This window comes from Proteinivorax tanatarense, assembly GCF_040267685.1.
GTDB classification, from domain to species: domain Bacteria; phylum Bacillota; class Proteinivoracia; order Proteinivoracales; family Proteinivoracaceae; genus Proteinivorax; species Proteinivorax tanatarense.
The window spans coordinates 410549-435346 of the sequence record NZ_CP158367.1 but is presented as its reverse complement, the minus strand read 5'-3'; the positions used below and the strand labels follow the sequence as shown (position 1 = coordinate 435346).

Annotated in this window: 21 protein-coding genes and 2 pseudogenes; 7 read left to right on the top strand and 16 right to left on the bottom strand. The window is 34.7% G+C overall.

The genetic code is table 11. The features are described 5' to 3' along the window. Positions 1 to 321: 321 nt before the first annotated feature. The gene (locus tag PRVXT_RS02190) at positions 322 to 2346 is read left to right on the top strand and encodes a methyl-accepting chemotaxis protein (protein WP_350345089.1); all 2025 of its coding nucleotides are present in this window, start codon (positions 322 to 324) and stop codon (positions 2344 to 2346) included. Between the two features lie 69 nt (positions 2347 to 2415). Here the strand turns inward: PRVXT_RS02190 and PRVXT_RS02185 are convergent, their stop codons facing one another. Then, a complete protein-coding gene (locus PRVXT_RS02185) occupies positions 2416 to 3957 on the bottom strand; it encodes a phytoene desaturase family protein (RefSeq protein ID WP_350344064.1) in 1542 nt (513 codons plus the stop codon). A 229-nt stretch (positions 3958 to 4186) separates the two neighbouring features. Between PRVXT_RS02185 and PRVXT_RS02180 the strand changes: the two genes are divergently transcribed. Beyond that, positions 4187 to 5383 carry a radical SAM protein gene (locus PRVXT_RS02180; RefSeq protein ID WP_350344063.1) on the top strand — a complete coding sequence of 399 codons (1197 nt, stop codon included), beginning with the start codon at positions 4187 to 4189 and terminating at the stop codon, positions 5381 to 5383. Between the two features lie 151 nt (positions 5384 to 5534). Here PRVXT_RS02180 and PRVXT_RS02175 read toward each other — a convergent pair whose 3' ends face one another. From PRVXT_RS02175 to PRVXT_RS02145, 7 genes are all read right to left on the bottom strand, one after another. Continuing rightward, complete coding sequence (locus PRVXT_RS02175; RefSeq protein ID WP_350344062.1) at positions 5535 to 6140, bottom strand: TetR/AcrR family transcriptional regulator; 606 nt, start codon at positions 6138 to 6140, stop codon at positions 5535 to 5537. A gap of 12 nt (positions 6141 to 6152) precedes the next feature. Next, the gene (locus PRVXT_RS02170) at positions 6153 to 9299 is read right to left on the bottom strand and encodes an efflux RND transporter permease subunit (RefSeq protein ID WP_350344061.1); all 3147 of its coding nucleotides are present in this window, start codon (positions 9297 to 9299) and stop codon (positions 6153 to 6155) included. Between the two features lie 149 nt (positions 9300 to 9448). Then, the gene (locus PRVXT_RS02165) at positions 9449 to 10651 is read right to left on the bottom strand and encodes an iron-sulfur cluster carrier protein MrpORP (RefSeq protein ID WP_434064304.1); all 1203 of its coding nucleotides are present in this window, start codon (positions 10649 to 10651) and stop codon (positions 9449 to 9451) included. 36 nt (positions 10652 to 10687) lie between these two features. Then, a complete protein-coding gene (locus tag PRVXT_RS02160) occupies positions 10688 to 11572 on the bottom strand; it encodes an ATP-binding protein (RefSeq protein WP_350344060.1) in 885 nt (294 codons plus the stop codon). Then, entirely contained in the window at positions 11550 to 12422 is an 873-nt protein-coding gene (locus tag PRVXT_RS02155) for an ATP-binding protein (RefSeq protein ID WP_350344059.1), read from the bottom strand. Before PRVXT_RS02155 ends, PRVXT_RS02160 begins: the two co-directional genes overlap by 23 nt. Further along, positions 12409 to 12777, bottom strand: a complete 369-nt coding sequence (locus tag PRVXT_RS02150; RefSeq protein WP_350344058.1) for a NifB/NifX family molybdenum-iron cluster-binding protein — start codon at positions 12775 to 12777, stop codon at positions 12409 to 12411. The genes PRVXT_RS02155 and PRVXT_RS02150 overlap by 14 nt, the downstream gene beginning before the upstream one ends. A 53-nt stretch (positions 12778 to 12830) precedes the next feature. Beyond that, positions 12831 to 13079: a DUF5320 domain-containing protein gene (locus tag PRVXT_RS02145; protein WP_350344057.1), complete on the bottom strand. Its 249-nt coding sequence runs from the start codon at positions 13077 to 13079 to the stop codon at positions 12831 to 12833. Positions 13080 to 13165: 86 nt separating this feature from the next. Between PRVXT_RS02145 and PRVXT_RS02140 the strand changes: the two genes are divergently transcribed. Next, positions 13166 to 13612 (top strand): NRDE family protein, encoded by a 447-nt coding sequence (locus PRVXT_RS02140; RefSeq protein ID WP_350344056.1) that lies wholly within the window; start codon positions 13166 to 13168, stop codon positions 13610 to 13612. A 99-nt stretch (positions 13613 to 13711) separates the two neighbouring features. On the opposite strand, the gene PRVXT_RS02135 is transcribed toward PRVXT_RS02140, so the two are convergent. The 4 genes from PRVXT_RS02135 to PRVXT_RS02120 form a co-directional block, all read right to left on the bottom strand. Then, on the bottom strand, positions 13712 to 14401 hold the full coding sequence (locus PRVXT_RS02135; RefSeq protein WP_350344055.1) for a hypothetical protein: 690 nt from the start codon (positions 14399 to 14401) through the stop codon (positions 13712 to 13714). Next, on the bottom strand, positions 14394 to 15263 hold the full coding sequence (locus PRVXT_RS02130) for an ABC transporter ATP-binding protein (protein ID WP_350344054.1): 870 nt from the start codon (positions 15261 to 15263) through the stop codon (positions 14394 to 14396). The genes PRVXT_RS02135 and PRVXT_RS02130 overlap by 8 nt, the downstream gene beginning before the upstream one ends. After that, entirely contained in the window at positions 15256 to 15639 is a 384-nt protein-coding gene (locus tag PRVXT_RS02125; protein ID WP_350344053.1) for a GntR family transcriptional regulator, read from the bottom strand. The genes PRVXT_RS02130 and PRVXT_RS02125 overlap by 8 nt, the downstream gene beginning before the upstream one ends. Before the next feature lie 404 nt (positions 15640 to 16043). Further along, on the bottom strand, positions 16044 to 16727 hold the full coding sequence (locus PRVXT_RS02120) for an AraC family transcriptional regulator (protein ID WP_350344052.1): 684 nt from the start codon (positions 16725 to 16727) through the stop codon (positions 16044 to 16046). Between the two features lie 302 nt (positions 16728 to 17029). On the opposite strand from PRVXT_RS02120, the gene PRVXT_RS02115 reads away from it, so the two are divergent. The 4 genes and pseudogenes from PRVXT_RS02115 to PRVXT_RS02100 all read left to right on the top strand — a co-directional run bounded on the left by PRVXT_RS02115 (position 17030) and on the right by PRVXT_RS02100 (position 20636). After that, complete coding sequence (locus tag PRVXT_RS02115; protein ID WP_350344051.1) at positions 17030 to 17974, top strand: ABC transporter permease; 945 nt, start codon at positions 17030 to 17032, stop codon at positions 17972 to 17974. Continuing rightward, the gene (locus PRVXT_RS02110) at positions 17974 to 18924 is read left to right on the top strand and encodes an iron chelate uptake ABC transporter family permease subunit (RefSeq protein WP_350344050.1); all 951 of its coding nucleotides are present in this window, start codon (positions 17974 to 17976) and stop codon (positions 18922 to 18924) included. Before PRVXT_RS02115 ends, PRVXT_RS02110 begins: the two co-directional genes overlap by 1 nt. Continuing rightward, a pseudogene (locus tag PRVXT_RS02105) lies at positions 18921 to 19675 on the top strand (iron ABC transporter ATP-binding protein). The gene PRVXT_RS02110 and the pseudogene PRVXT_RS02105 overlap by 4 nt, the downstream one beginning before the upstream one ends. 19 nt (positions 19676 to 19694) lie before the next feature. Continuing rightward, positions 19695 to 20636, top strand: a complete 942-nt coding sequence (locus tag PRVXT_RS02100) for a siderophore ABC transporter substrate-binding protein (protein WP_350344049.1) — start codon at positions 19695 to 19697, stop codon at positions 20634 to 20636. 255 nt (positions 20637 to 20891) lie between these two features. Here the strand turns inward: PRVXT_RS02100 and PRVXT_RS02095 are convergent, their stop codons facing one another. The 4 genes and pseudogenes from PRVXT_RS02095 to PRVXT_RS02080 all read right to left on the bottom strand — a co-directional run. Continuing rightward, complete coding sequence (locus tag PRVXT_RS02095) at positions 20892 to 22253, bottom strand: alanine/glycine:cation symporter family protein (protein ID WP_350344048.1); 1362 nt, start codon at positions 22251 to 22253, stop codon at positions 20892 to 20894. Between the two features lie 294 nt (positions 22254 to 22547). Further along, complete coding sequence (locus PRVXT_RS02090) at positions 22548 to 23201, bottom strand: HAD family hydrolase (protein ID WP_350344047.1); 654 nt, start codon at positions 23199 to 23201, stop codon at positions 22548 to 22550. Positions 23202 to 23207: 6 nt separating this feature from the next. Continuing rightward, positions 23208 to 24137 (bottom strand): 1-phosphofructokinase, encoded by a 930-nt coding sequence (gene pfkB, locus PRVXT_RS02085; RefSeq protein WP_350344046.1) that lies wholly within the window; start codon positions 24135 to 24137, stop codon positions 23208 to 23210. Then, positions 24134 to 24604: pseudogene (locus PRVXT_RS02080) on the bottom strand (class II fructose-bisphosphate aldolase); the annotation flags it as partial. The pseudogene PRVXT_RS02080 and the gene pfkB, both read right to left, overlap by 4 nt. Positions 24605 to 24798: the final 194 nt, after the last annotated feature.

The following is a 24798-nucleotide window of genomic DNA, read 5'->3' as shown; positions in this document are numbered from 1 at the left end:
CTTCCTCCTTCTAAAATAAATATTTTTTATTGTGGTTAATTTTAACTGTATATAGAATTGTACCTAGTTTTAACTTTATTTTCAAGGTTTATGTATTTGATTTTCTCTTACACTCCGCTCATCATTTTTTGAAATATTCGACTTTTGCGAAAAACGACATAATGTGATATAATTCGACTATAGTCTTTGCTAGTTTTTCTGTTCTCATTAAGATAAAAAGGAGGTGAACAAAAAACATATTAGATTTGCACTAATGCTTTATTACTTATTAGTTCGATTTATTTAAGGCAGTGTTTAGAAGAGGAGGGGTTTACTTTGAAAATGTTATATTCATTAAAGTTTCGTTTAGTTGTTATACCTTTATTAATTGTTTTTGTTGGAGTCACTGTAATTGCAGGTGCAACTTTATTTATAGTAAGAAATCAGATTTTTACTGATATGGAAAGAGAAGGCTTTAATAGATCGGAAGATTTTATAGAAAGACTAGAAGGCTCAATGATGTCCATTGAAACTATTGACCAATTATTAGAAGAACAGATAATTAACACTGCTGCAGTGGTTCAAAGAGAAGTTGACACAATCACAAGTGAACGATTGATGGAATTGGCAGAGGATTTAGATGTCCATCGGATCCATTATTGGGATACAGAAATTTACGAAGTGGCTCATTCTGCCACAGATGGCTTTGAAGGTCTGGAAGTCCCAGATGGGCATATATTACATGATTTTATAGAGAGCGACGATGATATTTTAATTGAGGACATAAGAGAAAGTACAGAAGTAGCTGGAGATTTTTTCAAGTTCGGATACTTAAGATTGGATAATAATAACATTGTTCAAGTAGGAATTAATGCAAACATTATCCATGCTCTGTTAGAAGATGCGGAATACCAAACTTTAGTTAATGATTTAGCCAACGATGATGAAATAGAGTATGCAATTTTCTACGACCAGAATATGGAGGCTATCGCTCATAGTAACGACGACTTTATTGGAACTGATATGTCCGATGACCAAAGAATTAGCAACGCTATATTAGAACATGAAAGATCGTCACAGGAGACTTTATACACCGATGATGACATTCCTGTCTTTGACATTGTCTCCCCTGTTGAAATAGATGGAGAAGTTTTAGGGGCTGTAAATATAGGCTATTCTATGGATAGGGTAAATGAAACAATTTTTACAATGGTTACTACAATTATTGGAATATCCATAGCTGTTTTCTTGATTCTAGGGGCTACATTCTTTTTAATTACTAGTCGCTCAGTTAAAACTTTAAGCAAAATTAAATCTTTTGTTGAACAGTTGGGCAGGGGTAACTTTAAAACTAGCATTGATGAAGAACTACTGAAAGATAAAAGTGAGTTTGGTGAAATCGCCGAAGCGCTAAATCAAACCCATAAAAATAACAAAGATATGATCCAAGATATCACTAATCGTTCTAAATCTCTAGCTGACTCATCTAATAATTTAGAAAAGATAAGTGAAAATTCATCCCGCTCTTCAAGCGAAATAAGCGGTGCCGTAGAACAAATAGCCACTGGCGCTACAGGACAGGCTGAAGAAACTCAAACAGGTGCAGTAAATGTTCAAGAGCTAGGAGAAACTATGGATGTAAACAGAGAAAAGATGGAAGATTTAAATACTTTTATAGATAAAATCACAGCACTAAAAGATACAGGAGTAAAAACTGTTAACACTCTTGTGGAAGATGCGGAAAACAGCGATAACGCAACAAAAAATCTTAGCACATTGATAACAAAAACCAACGATAGCGCCAGCACAATAACAGACGCCATCGAAAATATCGGTAGCATAGCACAGCAAACTAATTTACTTGCTCTAAATGCTAGCATAGAAGCCGCTCGTGCCGGAGAGGCAGGGAAAGGTTTTGCTGTAGTAGCAGATGAAATTAGAAAATTAGCAGAACAATCCAATTCCTTTAGCGAAGAAATAACAAATGTTATTTCTAACCTAAAAGAAGAAACAGATATGGGTGTAAACACTGTAAGAGAATTAGAGGAAACTATGAAAAACCAAACTGAAAGCGTTAAAAGCACCTATAGTCAGTTTGATAGCATCGCCACATCCTTGGAGGAAATGGAACAAGTAATCCAGTATGTAAACGACTCCAGCGATGAAATGAATAAAAAGCGCAAAGAAATAATCAATGTCATAGATAATCTAGCAGCTATTTCTGAAGAAAATGCCGCCAGTACTGAGGAAGTATCGGCTAGCATGGAATCGCAGTCTCAAGCCATTGAAGAAATACTTAAAGCTAGCGAATCACTTTCAAAGCTTGCCGATGAAATGAAAAAGAAAGTAGAACAATTTGAAGTATAAAGTTATTCAAAAAGGGCTGTCTCTACAGGGTTTATTCCTGCGTGAGACAGCCCCTTATTTTACTTATTTTTAATTACTAATTTGTATCCCCGAAGTAACTGGGGGAGTTATAACAGCTGGTGTTTCGATATTATACTTTTTAAAAATTCCATAAGCTGTTATCCGGCCAGACTCATATATAGTTGGTAACCCACTACCGGGATTTGTCCCCCCTCCCACTAGCCACATATTGTCAAATTCTTCAAACTTATTTCTCGGCCTAAATACCGTCAATTGCCTTATGTTGTGAGCTAGGTTAAATGTTGCTCCATATCCAACTCTAAACCTATTTTCCCAATCCTGAGGAGTAACAACATCCATAAATTCTATATGCTCTTCAATCCCTTCAAGCCCAGCTCTTTCTTCCATAAGCTTTAATATCTTTCGTTTAAAATCTTCGGTCTTATGAAAATCCCAGCTTATATAATTCTTTAAATTGGGAACCGGTACCAAAACATATAATGTAGAGTGGTTTTCCGGAGCTAAGCTTTCTTCAGTTACACAGGGATTTTGAATATAAAAAGAAGGGTCTTGGGAAAACTCCCCTGATTCTATGTCATCAAAATTCTTTTTATAGTCTTGTGATATATAAATGCTATGATGGGGCAGATGACCATATTTTTTGTTTAAACCAAGGTACAACATAAAAGTAGAACAGGAATATTTTTTTTGCTCCAATTTTTCATCTTTATATTTTACCCGCTTTTCATTATCAACCAAGTTTTGCATTCCCCAAGCAAAATCTGCATTCATTATTATTTCATCTAAATATTGCTCAGTTCCGTCAGAAAGTTTTATGCCCTTAGCCTGTTTATTTTTAACTATTATTTCCTCTACATCGCATCCTAATTTCAATTCCCCCCCCATCTCTTTAAAGGCTTTTGCCATTCCCTCCGAAAGTTGATTTAATCCACCGCGGACATGATATACCCCCGAACTGTACTCAATAAAAGACAGTATGCTAAACACCGACGGACAACTCATCGGTGACATCCCTAAGTTTTTAGGCTGAAATGTAAAACCTACCTTAATCCGATCATCTTTAAAGTGCTTACTTAAATCCTCCCAAAGAGTAGACCATGGTCTCAACACAGTTAAAAACTTTAACGTGTTAAAGTTCAAAATATCACGGAATTTTTGATAATCTCCTTGCAAAACCGGGAATGCTTTCTCAAACTTTTTACAATTATCCTTCATATAATTTTCAAAGCCAATTTCATCACCAGGACAGAGTTCAGAGATATCTCTTTTAACCCTATCGTAATTCTGTCCCGGATGAAAAGAGGTGCCATCTCTATAACTTAGCCTATAAAATGGCTCCAATAAATTTAGCTCTACATAATCATGAAGGTTTTTGCCGCACTTGCTAAATATATCTTCTAAAATAAAAGGCATCATTAAAAAAGTAGGACCTATGTCAAAAACATACCTGCCATTTTTATCGGTTATCTTTCCACAGCGTCCTCCCACTAAATTATCTCTCTCATATATAGTTACGTCCAAACCTTTTGAGGCAAGCAACATCCCCGCTGCCAATCCACCGGGGCCTGCTCCCACTATGCCGATTTTCATGTTATTACCCTCCTTTGTAAACTAGTCACATACCTTCCAATATGCTGTTTTTAAAAAAGCTAGAGATATAACTAGTACTAATTATTACTTTTTTTTATTATTCTAGTCTTTTTATCTTATACCTTCACATTTATTGAAATTTCACCAAAAATTCGTTTGACTTTTTAATTACTTATGTTAAGCTGAATATTTATATATATTTTATAACTTAGTATTGGAGTGTTAAATAATGGTTATGTTTCAACCAACGGCTCAACTTAAAATTGCCCTAACACCGGATTGTAATAATGATTGTCCTATCTGTCTTAACAGCACTACCCGCTCTAAAAATGGTAAGCAATCAGAACTATCCCTAAACAAAATTAAAGAACTAATCGACGAAGGGGCAAATCTAGGAATGATAGGAACGTATTGGAGTGGCGGTGAACCCTTAGTTGAGTATCATAAGCTGCTTTACTTAATTGAGTATTCAAGGCAGAAATATATGCTTCCCACTATTGTTACAAATGGAGGGTTGATCGGTGCTTTCGATAAATATAAAAATCTCAACAAAAGTTTTCTTGAAAAAGCTGGCTTATACGACTTAACTACAAATGAAGTTATAAAAAGGCTAAAAGATGCTGGGCTAAGCCGAATATATTTTAGCATAGACAATAATCATTCAACATTGTCCAAAGCAAGCTCGGGAGTCTATAATGCTGTCCCAGTAGAAGTGCTTACTAACGTCATCGGCGAATTTTTAAACGAAGGATATGGACAAAAACATAAGCTGGACGCTATTGGGTATAAACTCAGGGTATCTGCCACATCTAGTGGTTCATGGAGTAATTCTACTAATAAAATCCTACAAACACTAATAAACTCTTTGGAAATGAAACTTGAATATAGCTCTTCTCAACAGACAAAGGTATATAGTAATACAAAAGGCAAAATACTTCTTAAACATTTGGAAATCGCAGATATTGGGGATGCAGCCAGTTTAGATACTAATAGATTGGAAAATAAAGCAATAGAGCAACTTTTCAACATTAGCTGCCCCCACTTTATAGAAAGAAAAAATGCCTACGATAATGGAAAATATCATGGTGATTTGTTTGTTGATTTTGATGGAGTTGTATATACTTGTGGAAATCATGCCTATCCAATCGGTAATGTTTTAGAAGAATCTTTGACATCTATAATAGAAGGCGTTAACAACCCAACTAAAACAAGTAATTTCTACCTAAATAGAAAAACTTTTAATGCCCTCTTGCAACTATCTTCAGATAGTAATGTTCAATCAAAAGCGATAGGACATGCCCTTCGTTTAGTAAACGAAAAATATCCTAACCTTTTAACTAATCTTAAAACCCAATGCGGTGCATGCAATAATTTGGGAACCAATAAGGAATTACAAAAGGCATTTTTAAAGGTTTATGATAAATAACACAAAACTTTTACTTGTAATGTTGTTGAGTAATTTTAGCTTAATTTTATTTTGTTTGTGACAAAAAGTATAACTTAAAAAAGTAACCTCAGTTTTATTTTTAAATAAAATCGAGGTTACTTTTTATTATAATTTCATTACCGTAAACACTTTAAGATAATAGTTTGACGTATGTGTTATAAGCCTTTTCTATTATCTGTTTATGGCTGTATCCTACGTCACCTTCAAAATGTTTTTCATGAATAATAACGCACAATATAGACGAGGAAATAGCAAAGTACCAATCGAATAATGGTGGTTTTTCCTTAACTACTCCTTCTTCTACACTTTTATCCACTATCTTTTCATAAAAACGCAGATTGCTTTTTTGAAGTTCTTCAAAACTTTCTTGCATTAAGGTGTTAATTGATTTATACAAGTGACTGCCCGATTCTGACATTGATATAAATCCTAAGATAGTGCGGTGCTTTTTCTCCAATAAAGATAATACACTTTCTAACATTAAAGTATAGTTTTCTTTAAAACTGCGTTCATCTGCAAATGACTCTTCTAGGTGGTTAATCCACCTTTTAAGCATATAAGTGATAGCTTCTGCTATAAGTTGCTCTTTGCTGTTAAAATATTCATATACTGTTCCTTTTCCAATATTGGCTTTTTGGGCTATGTCCATCACTTTAATTTTACTTAAGTCATCACTTTCATCTATGAGACTTAAGGCAGCCTCGTAAATGAATTCTTTTTTCTCTTCAGTAGGCATAAAAAACACTCCCTATCCTAAGTGATCTTTTCTATTAAAAGCATCATAAAGCACGGGAATTATTATAAGTGTTAACACTGTAGAATATATTAATCCTCCCACTGCTGTAATAGCCATTGGTTGAATCATTTCCATTCCTGTCCCCACTCCTAAAGACATAGTAGAAAGAGCTATTACCGTTGTTATAGCAGTCATAACAATGGGGCGTAGCCTTGTGTTACCAGCTAAAATAATTGCCTCTTTTTTATCCATACCAGATTTCCTCAGTTTGTTAATGTAATCTACAAAAACAATCCCATTATTTACCACCACGCCTGCTAGTATTATAAGTCCTACAAATCCAATTATACTTACAGGGTTTCTAGTTATTATCAACGCTAAAAAACCACCAGTAAATGCTAGAGGGATAGTAAACATAACGATAAAAGGTGAAAGAAGAGATTGAAACTGTGCTACCATTATAAGATATATAAATATAATCCCCAAGGCAAGCATTAAGAAAAGGTCAGCAAATGCGTCCATAATCATTTCCATTTCTCCACCTATGTCGATACGATAACCTTCCGGCTGCTCATAATCGGTTAGAGCATCTTCAATTTCGTTGCTAACCAAACCGATATTGTAACCTTCTTCAATTTCTGCAGATATCGTCACGTATCTTTGTTGACCTGAGCGGTTAATCGAAGAAAAACCTGTGGTTTCTTCAATGGAAGATATGTCTGTAATTAACACATCTTCACCTTGAGAGGATTCTATTGTTAGATTTTCAAGATCTTGATACTCAATTCCTTCTTTACTATCATCATCCAATACAAAAATATCGTAATCGTCTAACCCTATAGAAAGTGTGGTTGCCGCTTCGCTATCGCTAAGCAAGTTATTAACCTCTCCAAAAACTTGGGCTACTGTTAGGCCATGTGCTATACTTCTGTCTTTGTCCACAACAATGCTATACTCAGGGGACGTTCTATCTAAACCATCAGAAACATTTATGGTCCCTTCAACACCTTCAATTATTTCCGCAACTTCTTTTGCTGTTTGTTCCAAAATATCTAGATCCCTGCCAACGATACTTAGCGAAACTCCAGCACCACCCATAGCGGCCATATCCATATTATCATCATTTACAGTTATTTCAGAATCAAAATGATCTGTAATGTCCCTAATCTCTTGAGTTACTTCATTTGTTGGTCTACGATCACCTTCATCAAGGAGAACATACATAGAAATAGATTCACTACTTCCGCCCATACCCATCATGTCTCCACCTAAAAAGGCTCCGACAGTTTTCACACCTTCGATATTATAAATTAGATCCATAATTTCATCAGATTTTTCTGTAGCTTCTTCAAAAGAAATATCCTCTTGTAACTCCATTCTAACGTTAAGCTGACCAGCGTCAGTAGCAGGCATAAATTCTGTCCCTAAACCAAAAGCTCCGTACACACTGCCGACAAATAACACTATAGCAGTTATAATTGCAAGCCATTTTCTGCCCAGGCAAAAAATTAGAACTTTTGTGTATTTAGTTTTTATTGCCTCTAAAACTCTATGCTCCTTTTGCTTATCAGAAGTCATAACATTAGACGCTATCATAGGAACTAAGGTTAAAGAAATTAAAAGACTTGCAACTAACGAATATGCTATGGTAAGCCCCATGTCTCCAAAAATTTCTCTAGTTAGTCCATGAGTAAACAGTATAGGCACAAAAACAGAAACAGTAGTCAAAGTAGAAGCAGTAATGGCACCAGCTACCTGTCTTGCCCCTTCTATTGCCGCATCTTTAGCGCTCTTCCCTTCATTTTTCATCCTGTAAATATTTTCAATAACGACGATGGAATTATCCACTAGCATACCTACACCTAAGGCTAATCCCCCCATAGAGATAATATTTAGCGAAACATTACTAAAATACATCATTACAAAAGCTGTCACTAAACTAACTGGAATTGCAAAGCCTACAGCTATTGTCGGCTTAAAATCTCTCAAAAATAACAACAAGATTAATATAGCAAGCACCCCACCAGCTACTAAGTTGTTTGTTATAGATGAAATAACTATATCTACATACTCCCCTTGATCCATGAGCGAATTCATGGTAACCCCTTCATAACTGTCCATAATTTCTTCCATACGCTCTCTCACATCTTGAGCTACCCCTGCTGTAGAATAATCTGTCTGTTTTTGGATATCTAAAATTATAGCGTCTTCACCATTTACCTTGGCATAAGAGCTATCAGAGCTGTTTATAACATTGACTTCCGCCACATCTTCTAACGCTATAGAAGAAAGTCCTTCCATAGGCGCTGGAACGATTTTCAACCCCTTTAACTCTTCTATATCTTTAATATCATCCCCTGTTCTAACTAAGTAATCAACACCATCTTCACTGATATAGCCAGCGGGCATGCTAAAATTTTGCCCCTTCAATATGCTTGAAATCATATCTTTGGTGATTTCTATTTCTGTTTGTTCAAAATCACCTGTGTCTAAATCATCTCCTTGTGGAGCATATGAACGGTCTTGATTAGAAACAGTCATTTGCTCCATAATCTCTTGCTGTAATTCTTTATTAACTTTATCAATTTTTTCTTGTCTTATAATAACTTCAATTTGGTGTTCTCCTAAGCCTGAAGGAGTAACAGAAGCAACACCCTCAACACTTTCAAGATCTAAAATAACATTATCCTGTATCATCTGTGAGGCTTCTGCAATGCTTTGACCTTCTACTGATGCAGATACGGACATAACAGGCATCATATCAGGATTTAACCTCATTATCGTAGAAGAACCCACTTCATCAGGCATGGTAGCGGAAATCATGTCTAAGTTTTCCCGAATTTCTATCATAGCGGTGTCCATATTAGCTGATTCTTCAAACTCTAAAATAATCAACGAGAAGTTTTCTTGCGATACAGAACTTATTTCACTTATATTACTTAAAGTTGCCATGGACTGTTCCATAGGTCTTGTTAACACACTTTCTACCTCTTCGGGGCTAGCCCCTGCATAAGATGTGGTAATAACAGTAAAAGGTAAGTTTATGTTAGGCATCAACTCAGTTGTCATGTTAGTAAAAGATACCCAACCCAGTATTGCAATTATTATTACAGCTACTACTATTGTATGTGGCTTTCTAACACTAAATAAAGATAGCATATTTTCACTCCATTTCTATAATTTACATTACTGACCGACTGGTCGGTCAGTAATGTAAATTATAATGTACCATAAAGCCGTTGTCAAATGAAACGGGGCTGTCTCAAGTAACTGAGACAGCCCCGTTTAAAAAGCAGGTTGTGCCAACTTTAATGCTCTTCACATTCGCCTGCATAATTATGCTCACGGCAAACAGAGCCAGTGGATCTAAGGTTTCCTTCTAAATACTCTTTTATAACATTATTAACATTTCCTGTGGCACCTGTAATTACTTGTATCCCTTTCTCATTAAAAATGTTAATAGCACTTTGTCCCATTCCACCTGAAATAATTATGTTTACTCCTTGTTCGTTCAAAAAGTTAGGTAAAAACCCTGGTCTATGCCCGGGGTTTGGAACAAATTCTTTTTTGTCAATTTTGCCTTCTTTTATATCATAAATACTAAAACCTTCACAATGCCCAAAATGGCCAGAAACAAGATCTTTTTCACTAGCTATGGCAATCTTTTGTGTCATTTTTCCATCTCCTTTTGTCTGTTTGCTTTTATCTAGTTTTAAGCTTGGTATGATAGGATTAAGCCACAAGGGATCTATGGTTTCTATCTCACCGTTGTCACAGGCAGAAGCTATTTTAGGTTCAATAGGTAGTCTAGCAATAGATTGGATATTATACTTTGCCGCAATCTTTTTAATATCGCTTTCACCAAATATTTTATGCTCGTTATCACATTTAGAGCATTTAAAATATGCCATATTTTCTACCAACCCTAAAATAGGTATATTCATCTTGTCAGCCATAGTGACAGCTTTAGATACTATCATAGAAACAAGTTCTTGAGGTGATGTTACTATAACGATTCCATCTATATCTAAAGATTGAAAAGCTGTAAGAGGCACGTCACCGGTTCCAGGTGGCATGTCTATAAACATATAATCAATATCTTCCCATATGACGTCTGTCCAAAATTGTTTTACTATATTGCCTATAATCGGCCCCCGCCAAATCACTGGATCAGTATCTTTTTCTAACAATAAATTTATAGACATAATGTCTATCCCTTCTTTACTTTTGGCAGGTTTTATTTCTTTCTCATTTCCAACGACATGTCCTTTTAGCCCAAACATTTTTGGGATAGACGGACCTGTTATGTCAGCGTCTAAAATAGCAGTTTTATAGCCTTTGTTTTTCATGCTGACAGCTAACATTGAGGTCACTAAAGACTTGCCTACCCCTCCTTTACCACTTACTATACCGATTACTTTTTTTACATTACTTTTAGGATGTAATTCTGCTTTTAAGTCTTCTATTGTTTGGTTTTCATTTTCTCTTTTTACATTACAGCTTGTATCCATTTAAATCCTCCTCGTTTGCAAATACTTTTTATAAATCTAATCTTCATTTGGTGTGTGTTTATAGCCATTTATCCTACCATAAACGCTATTAAAAATATCCTTTATTGCTTCTGCTGCTTCACCATCGCAATCCACAATGCTTTTACCGCTATTAACTACTTTTGCCGCTTTACCATCAAACGGAATTCGTCCTGCAAAAAAGATTTGCTTTTTATCACAGTAGCGTTCTATCTCTTTACTTTTTTCTAGGTTTAAATCGTATTTATTGATACACAATGCTGTTTTTACCTGAAACTTTTCTGCAGTTTTGATGATACGTTTTATATCAGATAAACCGGAAACCGAAGGTTCAGCTACAACAAGTACCATGTCCACCCCTTTTATAGAGGCAATAACTGGACACCCAATACCAGGCGACCCATCGATAATAGCTAAATCAGTTTTAATCGAAGGGGAGGTAATCTGCTTTTTAACCTCCGAAACCAACAGTCCTGAGGTTCCTCTGCCCATCTTTAGTTGTGCAGTGGAAAAAACCTCGCTATCATCGTAAAGAGTCAACTGTCCAGCTATATCAGGTTGTAAGGTCACAGCTTTGTTAGGGCACACTAGTTCACAAACGCCACAGCCCTCGCATTGATATTCATTTACCTTATAGACTTCTGCCTTATAAATTGCATCAAATCTGCAATGCTGAATACATATCCCACATCTAGCACATAGTAAATTATCAATTTTAGCCTTCGGCAATCCATAATAATCACTATTTTTAGGTTTTATGCCCTGATTTGTAACAAGGTGTAAATTGGGTGCATCAACATCGCAGTCTGCGTATACTTTTGCGTTATGCAATTTTATAAAAGCGCTAGCCACCGTTGTTTTTCCGGTTCCACCTTTGCCACTAAGGATTAATAACTGTTTCATGCTTTACCTCCTTAGCTACTCTAACATATAAATCAGAAAACATCCTTTTATAAAGTTTACTTTCTCTAACAGCTATCTGACCATCACCGTTTAACTTGCCTAGTCTATGGTCAAAAGGGATTTTTCCTACTACTGTTATGCCTTTTTCTTTACAAAATTCTTCTGCAGGATTTTTGTCTTTTAAACATTTATTAAGTACAACACCAAAAGGTTTGTTAAACAACTTCACTAGTTCATATACCATTTCTAAATTAGAAGCCCCAAATATTGTAGGCTCTGCTACTAAAATACAGTAATCGGCATCTTTAATGCTATCCATAACTACACAGGAGCTTCCTGGAGGGCAGTCAATGATGGTAGTACCAGCCTCTTTTCTACACATTTTTACAAGCTCACTAATTATCGGAACCCCTGATTGCTCGCCGGGGTTAAGAACTCCTGTTAAAACTTTAACATTTTGTGACTTGCCCTCACTAATTTTGCCAATAGTCCTATCTTCTTCTGATATAGCCTTCTGAGGACATACAAGAGCACAACCACCACAACTGTGACATATATCTTCAAAAACCATCAGTTTTTCCTGAATATATGCTAAGGCATTAAAATTACAAAATTTTACGCATAAGCGACACCCATTACAACTTTGTTCACAAACTTTAGGATGTTGAACAAATACATTTTTTTCATTTTCGGTGCTAGGCTTTAAAAAAAGATGACCGTTGGGTTCTTCAACATCACAGTCGACATAAAGTGAATTTTCTATCGCCGCAGCTAAGTTAACGGATAACATTGTCTTGCCTGTGCCACCCTTGCCACTTAGTACAGCTATCTGAGTCTTACCTTCCGCCATGATGGTGAAACCCCTTATGGACTTCCTCTAGCTTATTTAATTTTTTTTCTTGAAAGCTTTCAATATTTTCTTGAGCTATAGGAGAATTAGATTTAAAAATCTCTATCTTAGCTGCCTTTAAAACATTTGCTGCCTTTTCTCCACATCTAGGTGTAATCACGGCATCTACTTTTTTATCTGCAATAATTTGTGCAGTCATAACTCCTGCTCCACCTTGTGTTCTAGAGGCAACACTTTCAAAGAAGTCTTCGTTTTTTGTTTCTGTATCGTATATCAAAAAATATGGAGCTCTGCCAAACGAATCACAAACACTGCCCTTTAATGATTTTTCTTCCATAGGCATAACTACCTTCATTCTAAACTCCTCCTTTTTCAGCTGGTCAAGGCATGTCCTTGACCAGCTGAAGACTATAGACTTTCTAACTGCTTATCAATAGACTCAAGTTTTGCTTCTAATAACTCTTTTTGCCTTTTGAGATTGGTTTCTTTTTTCTTGCCAAAACCAAAGCTATTTCCGAAATCTCTTTTTGCCCTCCTTCTTCGGCCAAAACCTGCTCTCTGGTACCGCCTGCCAAAAATATCATTATTACAGATCCCAAAACCTTTTCTAGTTGTTGAAACATTTGATATTGGGCCTGTTCCATCCAGATTAGGCATCCCAGTCACCTCCTCTCGCTGTTATTATCATATGCCATTAACCATATTATAGTTGTATTATTGGCATATGTCAAATAACTCGGAGTGTGATACTAAAAAAACAGAGTAATGATATTACACACTGGCCTAAAGATGTTAAAGCCAAAAACCGACTATCTTTCCTATTAAAGCTAGGTTTTTCTGTCCCGCAGATTTTTGAAATACTTGACGATACTGAAATTGCACCAGATGAAAATTTACCAGATACAGGCCTTACGCTTGACAAAGAGCGCATGCTCTCCCCAATCCATATCGATACTCCTAACTATGGGACGAGGATAAAAACAGTAATTTTAATTAACAAGTCCGGCAATGTAAATTTTTATGAAAAAGGCTTAAACGACAATGGAAGTTGGGAGTTAAATAAGTTTAAGTTCAGTATTACTAAGGCGCATACCTTTAAATCAATAATAGTATATAAAACAGCCAAAAAGAGCTGGCCTAAAGTGGCCAGCTCTTTTGTTACATTTATTCTGATGTACCCGGTCTTCTAAATACCTATCATTTTTACCTTTATCCTCATCAGGATATCCCATAGGTATTAGATCCTCGGGTATGCCTAAAAGCAGGATGACAATGGCAATTTATCATCACTAGTAACTGCTATAAAACCTATGTCCGGCTATTATTGACAGCGGTACAGCAACAACTGTAATCACTCCAAAACCTATTAGCAATAAATCTGCTTGTGGCGCTACAGTAAAGCTTTCATAAAAGTCTCCATTGATAGGTAGCGATATCTTTAGCCAATACAAAAAACCCATTAGCAATCCAAATGCACTTATATTAGCCACAGTTTTGCACTTTTTATTTCTAATTAGAGCTATAGCTGTACCGATAAAGAGTATTAGAATAACCATTAGCAGCATAAACAAGGTACTCTCCCCGCTAGTAGCAGTAGCCTCAAACGTCGGTCCAGTAGGTCCGTCCATCCCGATTTCAGCTCCTCCAAACCACGCTAATAGCATGAAACCTCCCATAAATATAATAACAACAAGTAATATAAAAACGTGGACAAATAGCACCATAAACAAGGCTGTCGCGAATAAACTTACTACCGCATACCAAGAACTTACTGGCACCAGCTCATACAACTTTCTATGGCCTTCAACTATTTGGTGAATAATTATTAGACTAATAAAAGGTAGCATAAAAAGCGAATCAAAACCGAAAAATTTTATTAAAAAACCAATAAATAGCCCCGCAAGAAATATTGTCTTGGTATTATATGTCGAACTGGAGTTAAGCAATAGCCTTTGATAAGCTATAAACCTTCTAATCATAAATATCACCACCTACTTCATTTGAATAAACCATTATATCTTCAATAGTGGGCCTAGCCAACTTTATCCCGCTTAAGCCGTTAAGCACTTCTTTGTCTGAGGACAAACCTGTATAGCCGAATAAACTTTTCTTTACCCCTATAAGGTTATCTCTGAGAGTATCTGTCATGGCCGATTCTTCAACATTAACTACCGCAAAACTATCTAAAAGTTCATCTTTTTGCTCAGAAAAAACAATTCTGCCTCTATCAATCAAGGTTATAAAATCTGCAATCTTTTCAAGATCAGTAGTTATATGGGTAGAAAATAACACTGACTTTTCCTCGTTTTGCATGATATCTAAAACCAAGTCTAAGATGTCAGTCCTAGCTACTGGATCAATTCCTGCTGTAGGCTCATCTAATATTATTAGGTCCGGGTCATGAAACAGCGCCATAACAATCGAAAACTTAACCTGCATTCCTTTCGAGTAGTCAATGAACTTTTTATTAGGATCGAGCTTAAACCGCTCCATCAGCTCGAAAAACCTTTTTTCATAGTTCCCTTTATAAAAAGGAGCAAAGCTTTTATATATTTTTTTAGGTTTATAGCTACCGGGGTAGATGTTTTCATCAAAAACGACACCTAGCTTGGCTTTAATAGCTTTTTCATTTCCTACTAATTCTTTACCATGAAAAAACACCTTGCCTTTTTCCCTTTGAATCCTATTAAGTATTGACTTTATTAAAGTAGTTTTACCAGCACCGTTTTCACCGATAAGCCCCATTATAGTCCCCTTTTGTACCGATAAATTTATATCTTGCAGTTTAAAACCTCCAACAGTTGCACTTAAGCCTTTAACATCCAACGCATTATCACTCATCTTTTTCCCCTCCATATAAATACTTGATTTCCTCCATAAGTTCATCCATAGATATATCAGAAGCCTGACAAAAATCTTTGATATCAACAAGCCGCTCGCGTAACATTTCTAAATGGATAACTTTTATTTGACTAACATCAATATCCTTAACAAACGATCCTCTACCTTGGATATTAACTATTATCCCGGCTTTTTCTAGTTCTTCATAAGCTCTTTTAACGGTAATTATACCTACCTTTAACTCTCGGGCAAGGCCCCTTATCGAAGGCAGCTGCTCACCTGCCGTTATTTTGCCAGATAAGATATTTTCTTTGACTTGCTTTTCAATCTGTTCGTAAATAGGCGTTTGAGAAAGCTTAGAAATAAGTATATTCAAGCCCCCACCTCCTTATACTGTAACTATACACTAGATACAGTTGAAAGTCAATTAAATTTTAGACTATTTTAATTTTTTGTATAAAACCCCTAAATAATTGTAAGGAGTTTAAAAAAGAGGTAGCCCAGAAAATATGGAGCTATACCAAACGAGGATTTCACATCTTTTTACAATATTTCATATGCCATTAACCATGTTATATATATTATTGGCTAGGTAAAATAACTTCAAAAATAAACCGACCACTTTTTTATAACTTTTAATTTAAATTCTTTACATACAAAAAAACTCTTAGCTAGTGCTTATCATAAAAAGTTTTTAAGAGAAAAATCCCTATAAAAACGACGGAACAAAAAGACAATTACACAATATTATTGTCATCGAAGAAAATCTTACCGTTGTATCTAGTAATGACTGTTTCTAAATTGTTTTGGAGAAAGTCCCGTGTTTTTTTTAAATATAGCGCAAAAATAGCTTTGGCTGTTAAATCCTAACTTAACTGCTATGTCTATTATATATTTGTCGCTATGGACTAAGTAAAATTTGCTTTTTTCTATTTTTAAACTAATTAAGTATTGATTAAAGGTTACTCCCATCTCTTTTTTGAACTGACTAGAAAAGTAACTCCTATTTAGATTTACATATTGCGAAACTTTATCCAAACTTAATTCATCTTCTAAATGACAGTGCATAAAATCAACAGCTTTTTTTATATGGCTGCTATATTCCTTATTTTGTTTTTGGGATATGACTATATGAATATAATCTATTATAAATTTTACACCTATTTTTATAGTCTCTTTTTCTGAATCAGCATCCTCGATCATCTGTATATAAGTTTGATTTTTATTTTTAGCACAGTGGGCAGGAACTCCTTGTTCTATCAACTGGTAAGAGATTAGCGAAGTTAAACCTATTAAATTATTTTTGAATCCTCGCAGTCGGTTTTTCGTTAAACCGGTGAATCTCATCGCAAACTCATTAAATATCTCTACCGCTTTAGTAGTATCCCCTTTGTTAATATAATCCAATAATTCCTTCTCAAACATATAGCTTGCACTTTCTAAATCAAAAAACTGTTTTGCCATAAAGACCACCTTTATATGAAAATGATTCTCATTCAAACTGAAAAAAACAAAAAAAATCGACAAAAACCTAAAAAAATTACAAACATCAACTTCAACTTTATTATAACATAATAAAGTAATGATTGAGAATGATTTTCACTGCGTTATCTTCATCATCTATTTTTTGTAAAAATTAACCTTTAATCAATCTTTACCTCTCCTCTTTCATAAACTGCAGTTAAACAGGTTTTCTGCAAAACTATCCATTGGGTGTGTTATGTGTAAAGATGACTGATAATGGTTTTCATCATAAAGGAGGTTCTATGAAGAATTTATATTTAGCTATAATTTTAGTAATATTAGCAATTCTATCCCTTTTTGTGGGAGTTAGTGAAATTAGTTTTTTAGATCTTTTTAATCTCACAGAAGATCAGGTAACAATCATGAAGGTTAGTCGTTTGCCAAGGTTGATCAGTATCATTGTTGCTGGAGCTAGTATGGCTATAAGCGGACTGATAATGCAGCAGATAACTCGCAACAAGTTTGTTTCACCAACTACAGCTGCCACTATGGACAGTGCTAGGCTGGGTGTTTTAGTTTCGTTGCTTTTATTTTCAAGTTCTAGCATATTTACTAGAATGATTGTTTCTTTTGCATTTGCTTTAGCTGGTACTATTGTGTTTGTAAAAATACTAAAAAAAGTAAAGGTCAAAAACAAAGTCATTATCCCTTTGGTAGGTATAATGTTAGGTAATATCATTAACTCTATCACTACGTTCTTTGCTTACCGACATGATCTAATACAGAATGTATCTTCTTGGTTAGAAGGAGATTTTTCTATGATTATAAGTGGTAGATATGAACTGTTGTATATCAGTATCCCCTTACTAACATTAGCTTATTTTTATGCCAATAAGTTTACAGTTGCGGGGATGGGAGAGAATTTTTCCAAAAACTTAGGTTTAAATTACAACAGAGTAGTAAATATAGGACTAACCATTGTGGCTCTATCCACTGCACTAGTAGTAATTATTGTGGGAAGAATACCTTTTTTAGGTCTTATAATCCCAAACATAGTCACTATCTATAGCGGAGACCATTTAAAGAAAAACCTCATGACTACTGCTTTATTAGGGTCGGTATTTTTATTATTTTGCGACATCTTAGGCAGAGTAATTATTTATCCCTACGAAATTTCTATTGGGCTTACCGTGGGAGTTATAGGCAGTATAGTATTTCTGTACTTAGTGCTAAGGGGGGATAAATAATGGATCATAAGAAAAAAATTCTGCTATTAGGTACAATTTTGCTAATTATAACTTTACTATATCTCTGCTTAGACCTTAATGCTAATAGCTGGCGATATGCACTTTCCAGGAGGATTCCCAGGGTATTTGCAATCTTGTTGACTGGTGGAGGAATAGCTTTTTCTTCTGTAGTTTTTCAAACTATTACTAACAACAGGATACTAACACCCAGTGTGTTGGGCCTAGATTCTCTTTATTTGTTTACCCAAACTTTAGTGGTTTTCATATTGGGCAGTAACTCTTTTATACTTTTGTCTGCTGAAATGAACTTTGTTGTTTCTGTATCTGCCATGGTGGGATTTTCTACTATATTATATGTATTGTTTTTTAAAAAACAAAGAGAAAACATATATTATTTATTGCTCATAGGTATAATATTTAGCACTCTATTTAGCAGCTTAGCCTCTTTTATGCAAATGTTAATTGACCCTAATGAATTTCATATAGTGCAAGATAGAATGTTTGCTAGTTTTAACAATGTAAACACCGACCTTTTAACTATTTCATTTTTTATATTTATAGCAGCCGGCATTTACACTTTTCCTTTAATTAAACAGCTTGATGTGTTATCGCTGGGAAGAGATCATGCTATAAACCTAGGTGTTAACTACGATAAAGTGATCAAAAGACTACTGATTGTTATTGTTATTTTAGTTGCAGTATCAACAGCTTTAGTAGGTCCCATCACTTTTTTAGGGATTTTAGTAGCCAATCTAGCTAGAGAAATATTAACTACTTACAAGCATAAATATATAATTTCAATGGCTGTCATAATCAGTGGTTTAGCATTAATAGGTGGACAATTAGTCTCCGAAAGAATTTTAAATTTAGGTGTACCTATCAGCGTAATTGTTAACTTTGCAGGAGGAATATATTTTATTTATCTTTTATTAAAGGGGAAAACAGTATGATAGAAGTTAAAAAACTTGTTAAAAAGTACAACGACAAAAAAGTTGTGGATGATGTTTCATTAAAAATACCAGAAAATAAAATAACTTCATTTATAGGTCCAAACGGTGCTGGAAAAGTACAGTTTTATCTATAATGAGTAGACTATTAGCTCGAGAAGGAGGTGAAGTTTTAATCGATGGAAAAAACGTGGAAAACTGGGAAAACAACGATCTTTCTAAAAAAATTGCTATTTTAAGGCAGTCCAATCATATTGACATTAGGTTAACTATTAGAGAATTGGTCAGCTTTGGGCGATTTCCATATTCTCAAGGAAATTTAACTAAGCAGGATGAACAGCATATAGATACCGCTATTTCTTATATGAAATTAGAAGACATCCAACATAAGTTTTTAGATCAACTAAGTGGAGGGCAAAAGCAACGAGCATATATAGCAATGGTTATAGCACAAAACACTAAGTATATTTTATTAGATGAGCCGCTAAATAACTTAGATATGAAGCATGCCGTAGAAATTATGAAGATTCTACGCTGGCTCGTTAATTCTTTGGGAAAAACGGTCATATTAGTTATTCATGATATTAACTTTGCATCTTGCTACTCTGACTATATAGTGGCGCTAAACAATGGAAAAGTTTATAAAGAAGGTACAACAGAAGAAATTATAGATAAACAAGTACTTAAAAATATCTATGACCTAGATTTTCAAATTGAAAATATAAATAAACAAAAAATATGTGTATATTTCTAAAAAAAGGGAGAGATTTGAAATGAATTTTAAAAAACCATTACTGTTAATAATAGCAATAGTGCTAACTGCAACAATGGTGGCTTGCTCCAACACTGCTAACGACACTGATAAAGGTGAGAAAAAAGAAATGGTTACTATTGAACACCAGTTAGGGAAAACACAAGTAGCTAAAAACCCAGATACTATAGTAGTGTTTGACTATGCAACCTTAGACTCTTTAAACCAAATGGGAGTGGAAGTTGATGGTGTGGTAAAATCAACAATGCCAGAATACCTTGAAAAATATAACGGTGAAAACTACAAAGATATAGGCACTCTTTTTGAACCAGATTTTGAAAAAATCTACAGCATGGATCCTGATTTAATTATAATTTCTGGCAGGCAGGCAGAAGTATACGATGATTTAGAAGATATTGCTCCAACAATCTATCTTGCCATAGATAACGAAGATTATCTTGGTTCCTTTAGTCAAAACCTAAATACATTAGGGGAAATCTTTGATAAACAAGATTTTGTTGAAGAAAAATTAGTTGAAATTGAAGATGTGGTTTCCAAAGTTAATGATAAAGCATCAGCATTAGATAAAGAAGTTTTAATTGTAATGGCAAATGACGGTGCGTTAAGCGCCTATGGTGTAGATTCTAGATTTAACGTTATTCACCAGGAATTTGGGTTTGATCCTGCAGACAAAAATATCGAAGTATCAAATCATGGACATAACATATCCTTTGAGTATATAGTAGAAACCAACCCAGATATTATGTTTGTAATAGACAGAGCAGAAATTACAGGAGGAAGCAACACTGCTGCCCAAATTTTAGATAATGAGTTGGTTGAAATGACATCTGCTTACCAAAGTAATGATATATATTACTTAAATGCTCCAGTGTGGTATACAGCTGCTGGAGGATTAGAAGGCACTAATATAATGATAAAAGACGTAAAAGCAGCTTTAAATTAATTTTTAAAAGCGAGCTTTCTTAATTTAAATTACGATTCATTCCGCTGAATTAAAGCTAAGTCAAGAGACTTTTCACTAGCGTTGTGCAATCAATAATTGAAGGCGCTTACCAATCATCTATTTCTGTTCGACACTTAATTTTTAATTAACTTTTTATAAAAGAATGAAAATAACTGACATTTTCAGCTATTTTCATTCTTATTTTTATGGTTTTTCTAACGATAGTAATCGAACTTCACTTTTAGTTTGAGAATTTTATTTTTCAAACTCTGATGGTTCATCTTTCTCGAACTTATTTTCATAATCATTAAGTATCTTAATAACTAAAGAAAACATCCCCACTAATGCAATCAAGTTAGGTATTATCATTAAACCGTTAAAAGTATCTGCCAACTCCCATACTATCTCTGCATCCATGGTTGTGCCATAAACAATACAAATTAAAACCATTACTTGAAATACTCTGATAAAGCGACTACCCAACAAATACCTAACATTAGCTTCCGCAAAAAAGTACCAACTTATAATAGTTGATAATGCAAAGAAAAACATACTAATAGCGATAAAGTAACCACCGAAAGATCCCAATCCTTCTACAAAACCCTGTTGTGTCAATTCAATACCATAAAGACCAGTTTCATAAACTCCAGTTATAATAATAACAAGAGCAGTCATTGTACAAGCGATACCCGTATCAAATAAAACGCCAAATATTCCCACTAATCCTTGTTGTGCTGGATGCTTAACTTTTGCAACAGCATGTGCGTGTGGAGTAGAACCCATACCTGCTTCGTTGGAAAATAGTCCTCGGGCAATACCATACCTAAAAGCTTCTTTGACAGAAACACCTATTACACCACCAGTAGCTGCCACTGGATCAAATGCAGCATGTATAATCATTTGAAAAGCTGGTATGATTTGTTCATAATTTAAAAAAAGTATAGCAATACTTCCGATAAAGTAAAATATAGCCATCACCGGAACTATATTTGATGTAAATACAGCTATTCTTTTTATTCCTCCTATAATAATCAACCCTACTATCACCGCAATTAATACGCCCACAGATAAGGTTGAAATCTCAAAAACCCCGTTAATGGCCTGAGCTATAGAATTGGATTGTACCATATTTCCCATAAACCCAAGGGCTAGTACTATAGCTACAGCAAAAAAAGCTGCTAAAAAATTGCTGCCTAGCCCTTTTTTTATATAATAGGCTGGCCCACCGGTAACCTGACCGTTAACCTTCTCAGTATGAACTTGCGATATTACAGCTTCAGCAAAAATAGTTCCCATTCCAAAAAGGCCACTTATCCACATCCAAAATACAGCACCTGGTCCTCCTGCAGCTATTGCTGTTGCCACTCCTGCAAGGTTTCCTGTTCCAACCTGAGCAGCAATTGCAGTAGCAAGGGCTTGAAAAGAGCTCATCCCTTCTTCATCTGCCTGAACTCCTTTATTCCCTTTAAATGGCTCTTTCAATACATCTTTAATTCTCCTAATTTGAATAAATCTTAGTTTAATTGTAAACAAAACTCCTGTACCCAGCAAAAGAACTAACATAATCGGTCCCCAAAGAACACTATTTATACTTTGTATAATACTCATTAGATCCATGCTTTCCCTCCTACTAATACTGTTCTTTATAATTTTCACCCTCCCAAGTGATTTTTATTCGCTTGGTAGGGTGAAAATTTATGAAATTTATAAATTGTATCCATAAAATAATAGTTTTGTTAACTATAATAAATTAGGTCGTTTAAGCATGATTATAATTATCCTAAGTCAATAAAAGAAAACTAACAAGGAACTGAGAAACTTTTTCCCGTTCATTGTTAGTTTGAGTTATGCTTTAACTTCTTCTAGACCTACAAGAACTTATTCCTTTTGCTATATAACTTGTTAACTATACTACTTGAATATATTATCATATTCTTTTTTAGAAAATTCACTAATACTATAATCAGCTGCACCATAATTTTGCACACCTGAGTTTTCGTTTCTATAGGCAACACAATACATGCCAGCTGCTTTTGCTGCTTTTATGCCGTTAGCAGAATCTTCAATAACTAAACATCTGTCTGGTGGTGTATCAAATACAGAGGCTGCCTTTAGAAAGATTTCTGGATTTGGCTTTCCTTTTTCAACACTATCCCCTGCTATCACCTTTGGGAAATGTTTCTTAATAGAAAACTTGTCTAACACAACATCAATTATTATTTGAGGAGAGGATGAGGCAATAATTATATTTTTACTATCCTCTTTCATCCTTTTAATCCAATACTCCACGCCATTGATAAGAGTAATATTTTCCCGCTCCTTTAGCCTTCTAATATATCTATTTACATTGTCTTTAAAAACCTCTTCAACAGTTAAGTTCTTTAAATCGTACTTTTCAATAATTTCTTTCCAAAACTCTTGGCCAGGTCTTCCTACATAATAATCAAAATCTTCATCAGTAAACTCAATTCCCAGTTCTCTAAGCATTTCATCTTCCACTTCTCTAAATATGGGCTCAGAGTCAATGAGAACACCATCCATGTCAAAAATAACTGTGTTATACAATTTTATTTACCCCCTAACTTTAGAAACCTCTATTTTTTCTTTTAAATCTTGAACTTGTTTAAAGTTAATTTGCCCAATACCAGCCATAGTAGCATTTGATGCCCCACAGGCATTTGCTAAAGCTAAGGTTTCTCTTATACCTAGCTCATTGTTTATTCCATATGCCAACCCTGCTACAGTGCTATCGCCAGAACCAACTGGGCTAACTACTTTTACTTTTGAAACTTTCACCCTATAACTAGCATCTTGATTAGAAAAAATCATCCCATCCCCACCTAATGACAATGCTACGTTTTGCGCACCTAATTTTAGGCAATCTAAAGTTCCCTTTAGCAAATCATCTTCTGTGTTAAAATCTCTATTCAATAACTTTCTCAGTTCCTCAATGTTCGGTTTGATTAAAAATGGATTCTCTTTTATCCCCTCTTTCAATGGGTTTCCACTGGTATCTAAAACAACTTTGACACCTTTTTGATTAGCTTTTGAAATCAACGTTCTATAAAAGTTGTCTTCTAACCCTTTAGGCAAACTTCCTGACATCACTAAAGTTTTACTTTCATTTATATCGTTAAATGTTAAAATAAACCGTTCTATTTCATCTGCTTTTATTTGGGGTCCACTTTCTACTAATTCAAACTGCTTACCAGTTGTATCCATAATGCTAAGACATGTTCTTGTTTCTCTATCAATTTTTGTAAACTTATTAACTGCACCTAATTTTTCAAGCTCCTTTGTTACAAAGTTACCCGCTGAACCTCCTATAAATCCAAAACACTGCACCTCTGCTTGAAGCTTAACTAAAACTTTCGTAACGTTAAGACCTTTTCCTCCTGCATTGATATTATAATTATTACATCGCACCACATCATTAGATTCTAAGGAGTCAATATAATACATTCTATCTATAGCTGGATTCAATGTTACTGTTGTTATCATCGGTTTACTCCAGCACTTTCACACATGTTAATTTTTTCTTTTACAACTTTTTTCATCTCTTCTTTTGCAGGCAATAAATACTTCCTTGGATCACTTTCATCCGGATTATTATCAAAATAACCCTTTATTGCCGCTGAAAAGGGAATTTTAAGTTCAGTTGCTATATTAACTTTTGTAATCCCATTTGCTATGCATTCCTTAACTGCGTTACTTGGAACGCCTGACGCACCATGCAGCACTAAAGGAACATCAACAAGCTTGTTAATTTCTTTTAATCTCTCTATATCCAGTTTGGGTTCTTTTTTGTATAATCCATGTGCCGTTCCTATCGCTACTGCCAAGGAATCTACACCAGTGAGTTTAACAAATTCTTTTGCAAGCTCGGGGTCAGTCATATACCCTTCATCTTCCTTTACTTGGAGATCATCTTCTTGACCTACAAGCTTACCCAACTCAGCTTCTACAGTTTCTCTGCTTAATTATAACGGGTAACGCTTATAGCTGTTATAAAACTCTACAACATTCCCCCCAAGCTACCTGAGGGGAATGTCTAGTGACATATTTATAAGTGGTTAAATAAACGGGGCCATCAAAAAAACTTTGTAGCGAGATATATTTTTTAGCATCGCTTTTAAAAGCTGGAACAATTAAGATATAAGCA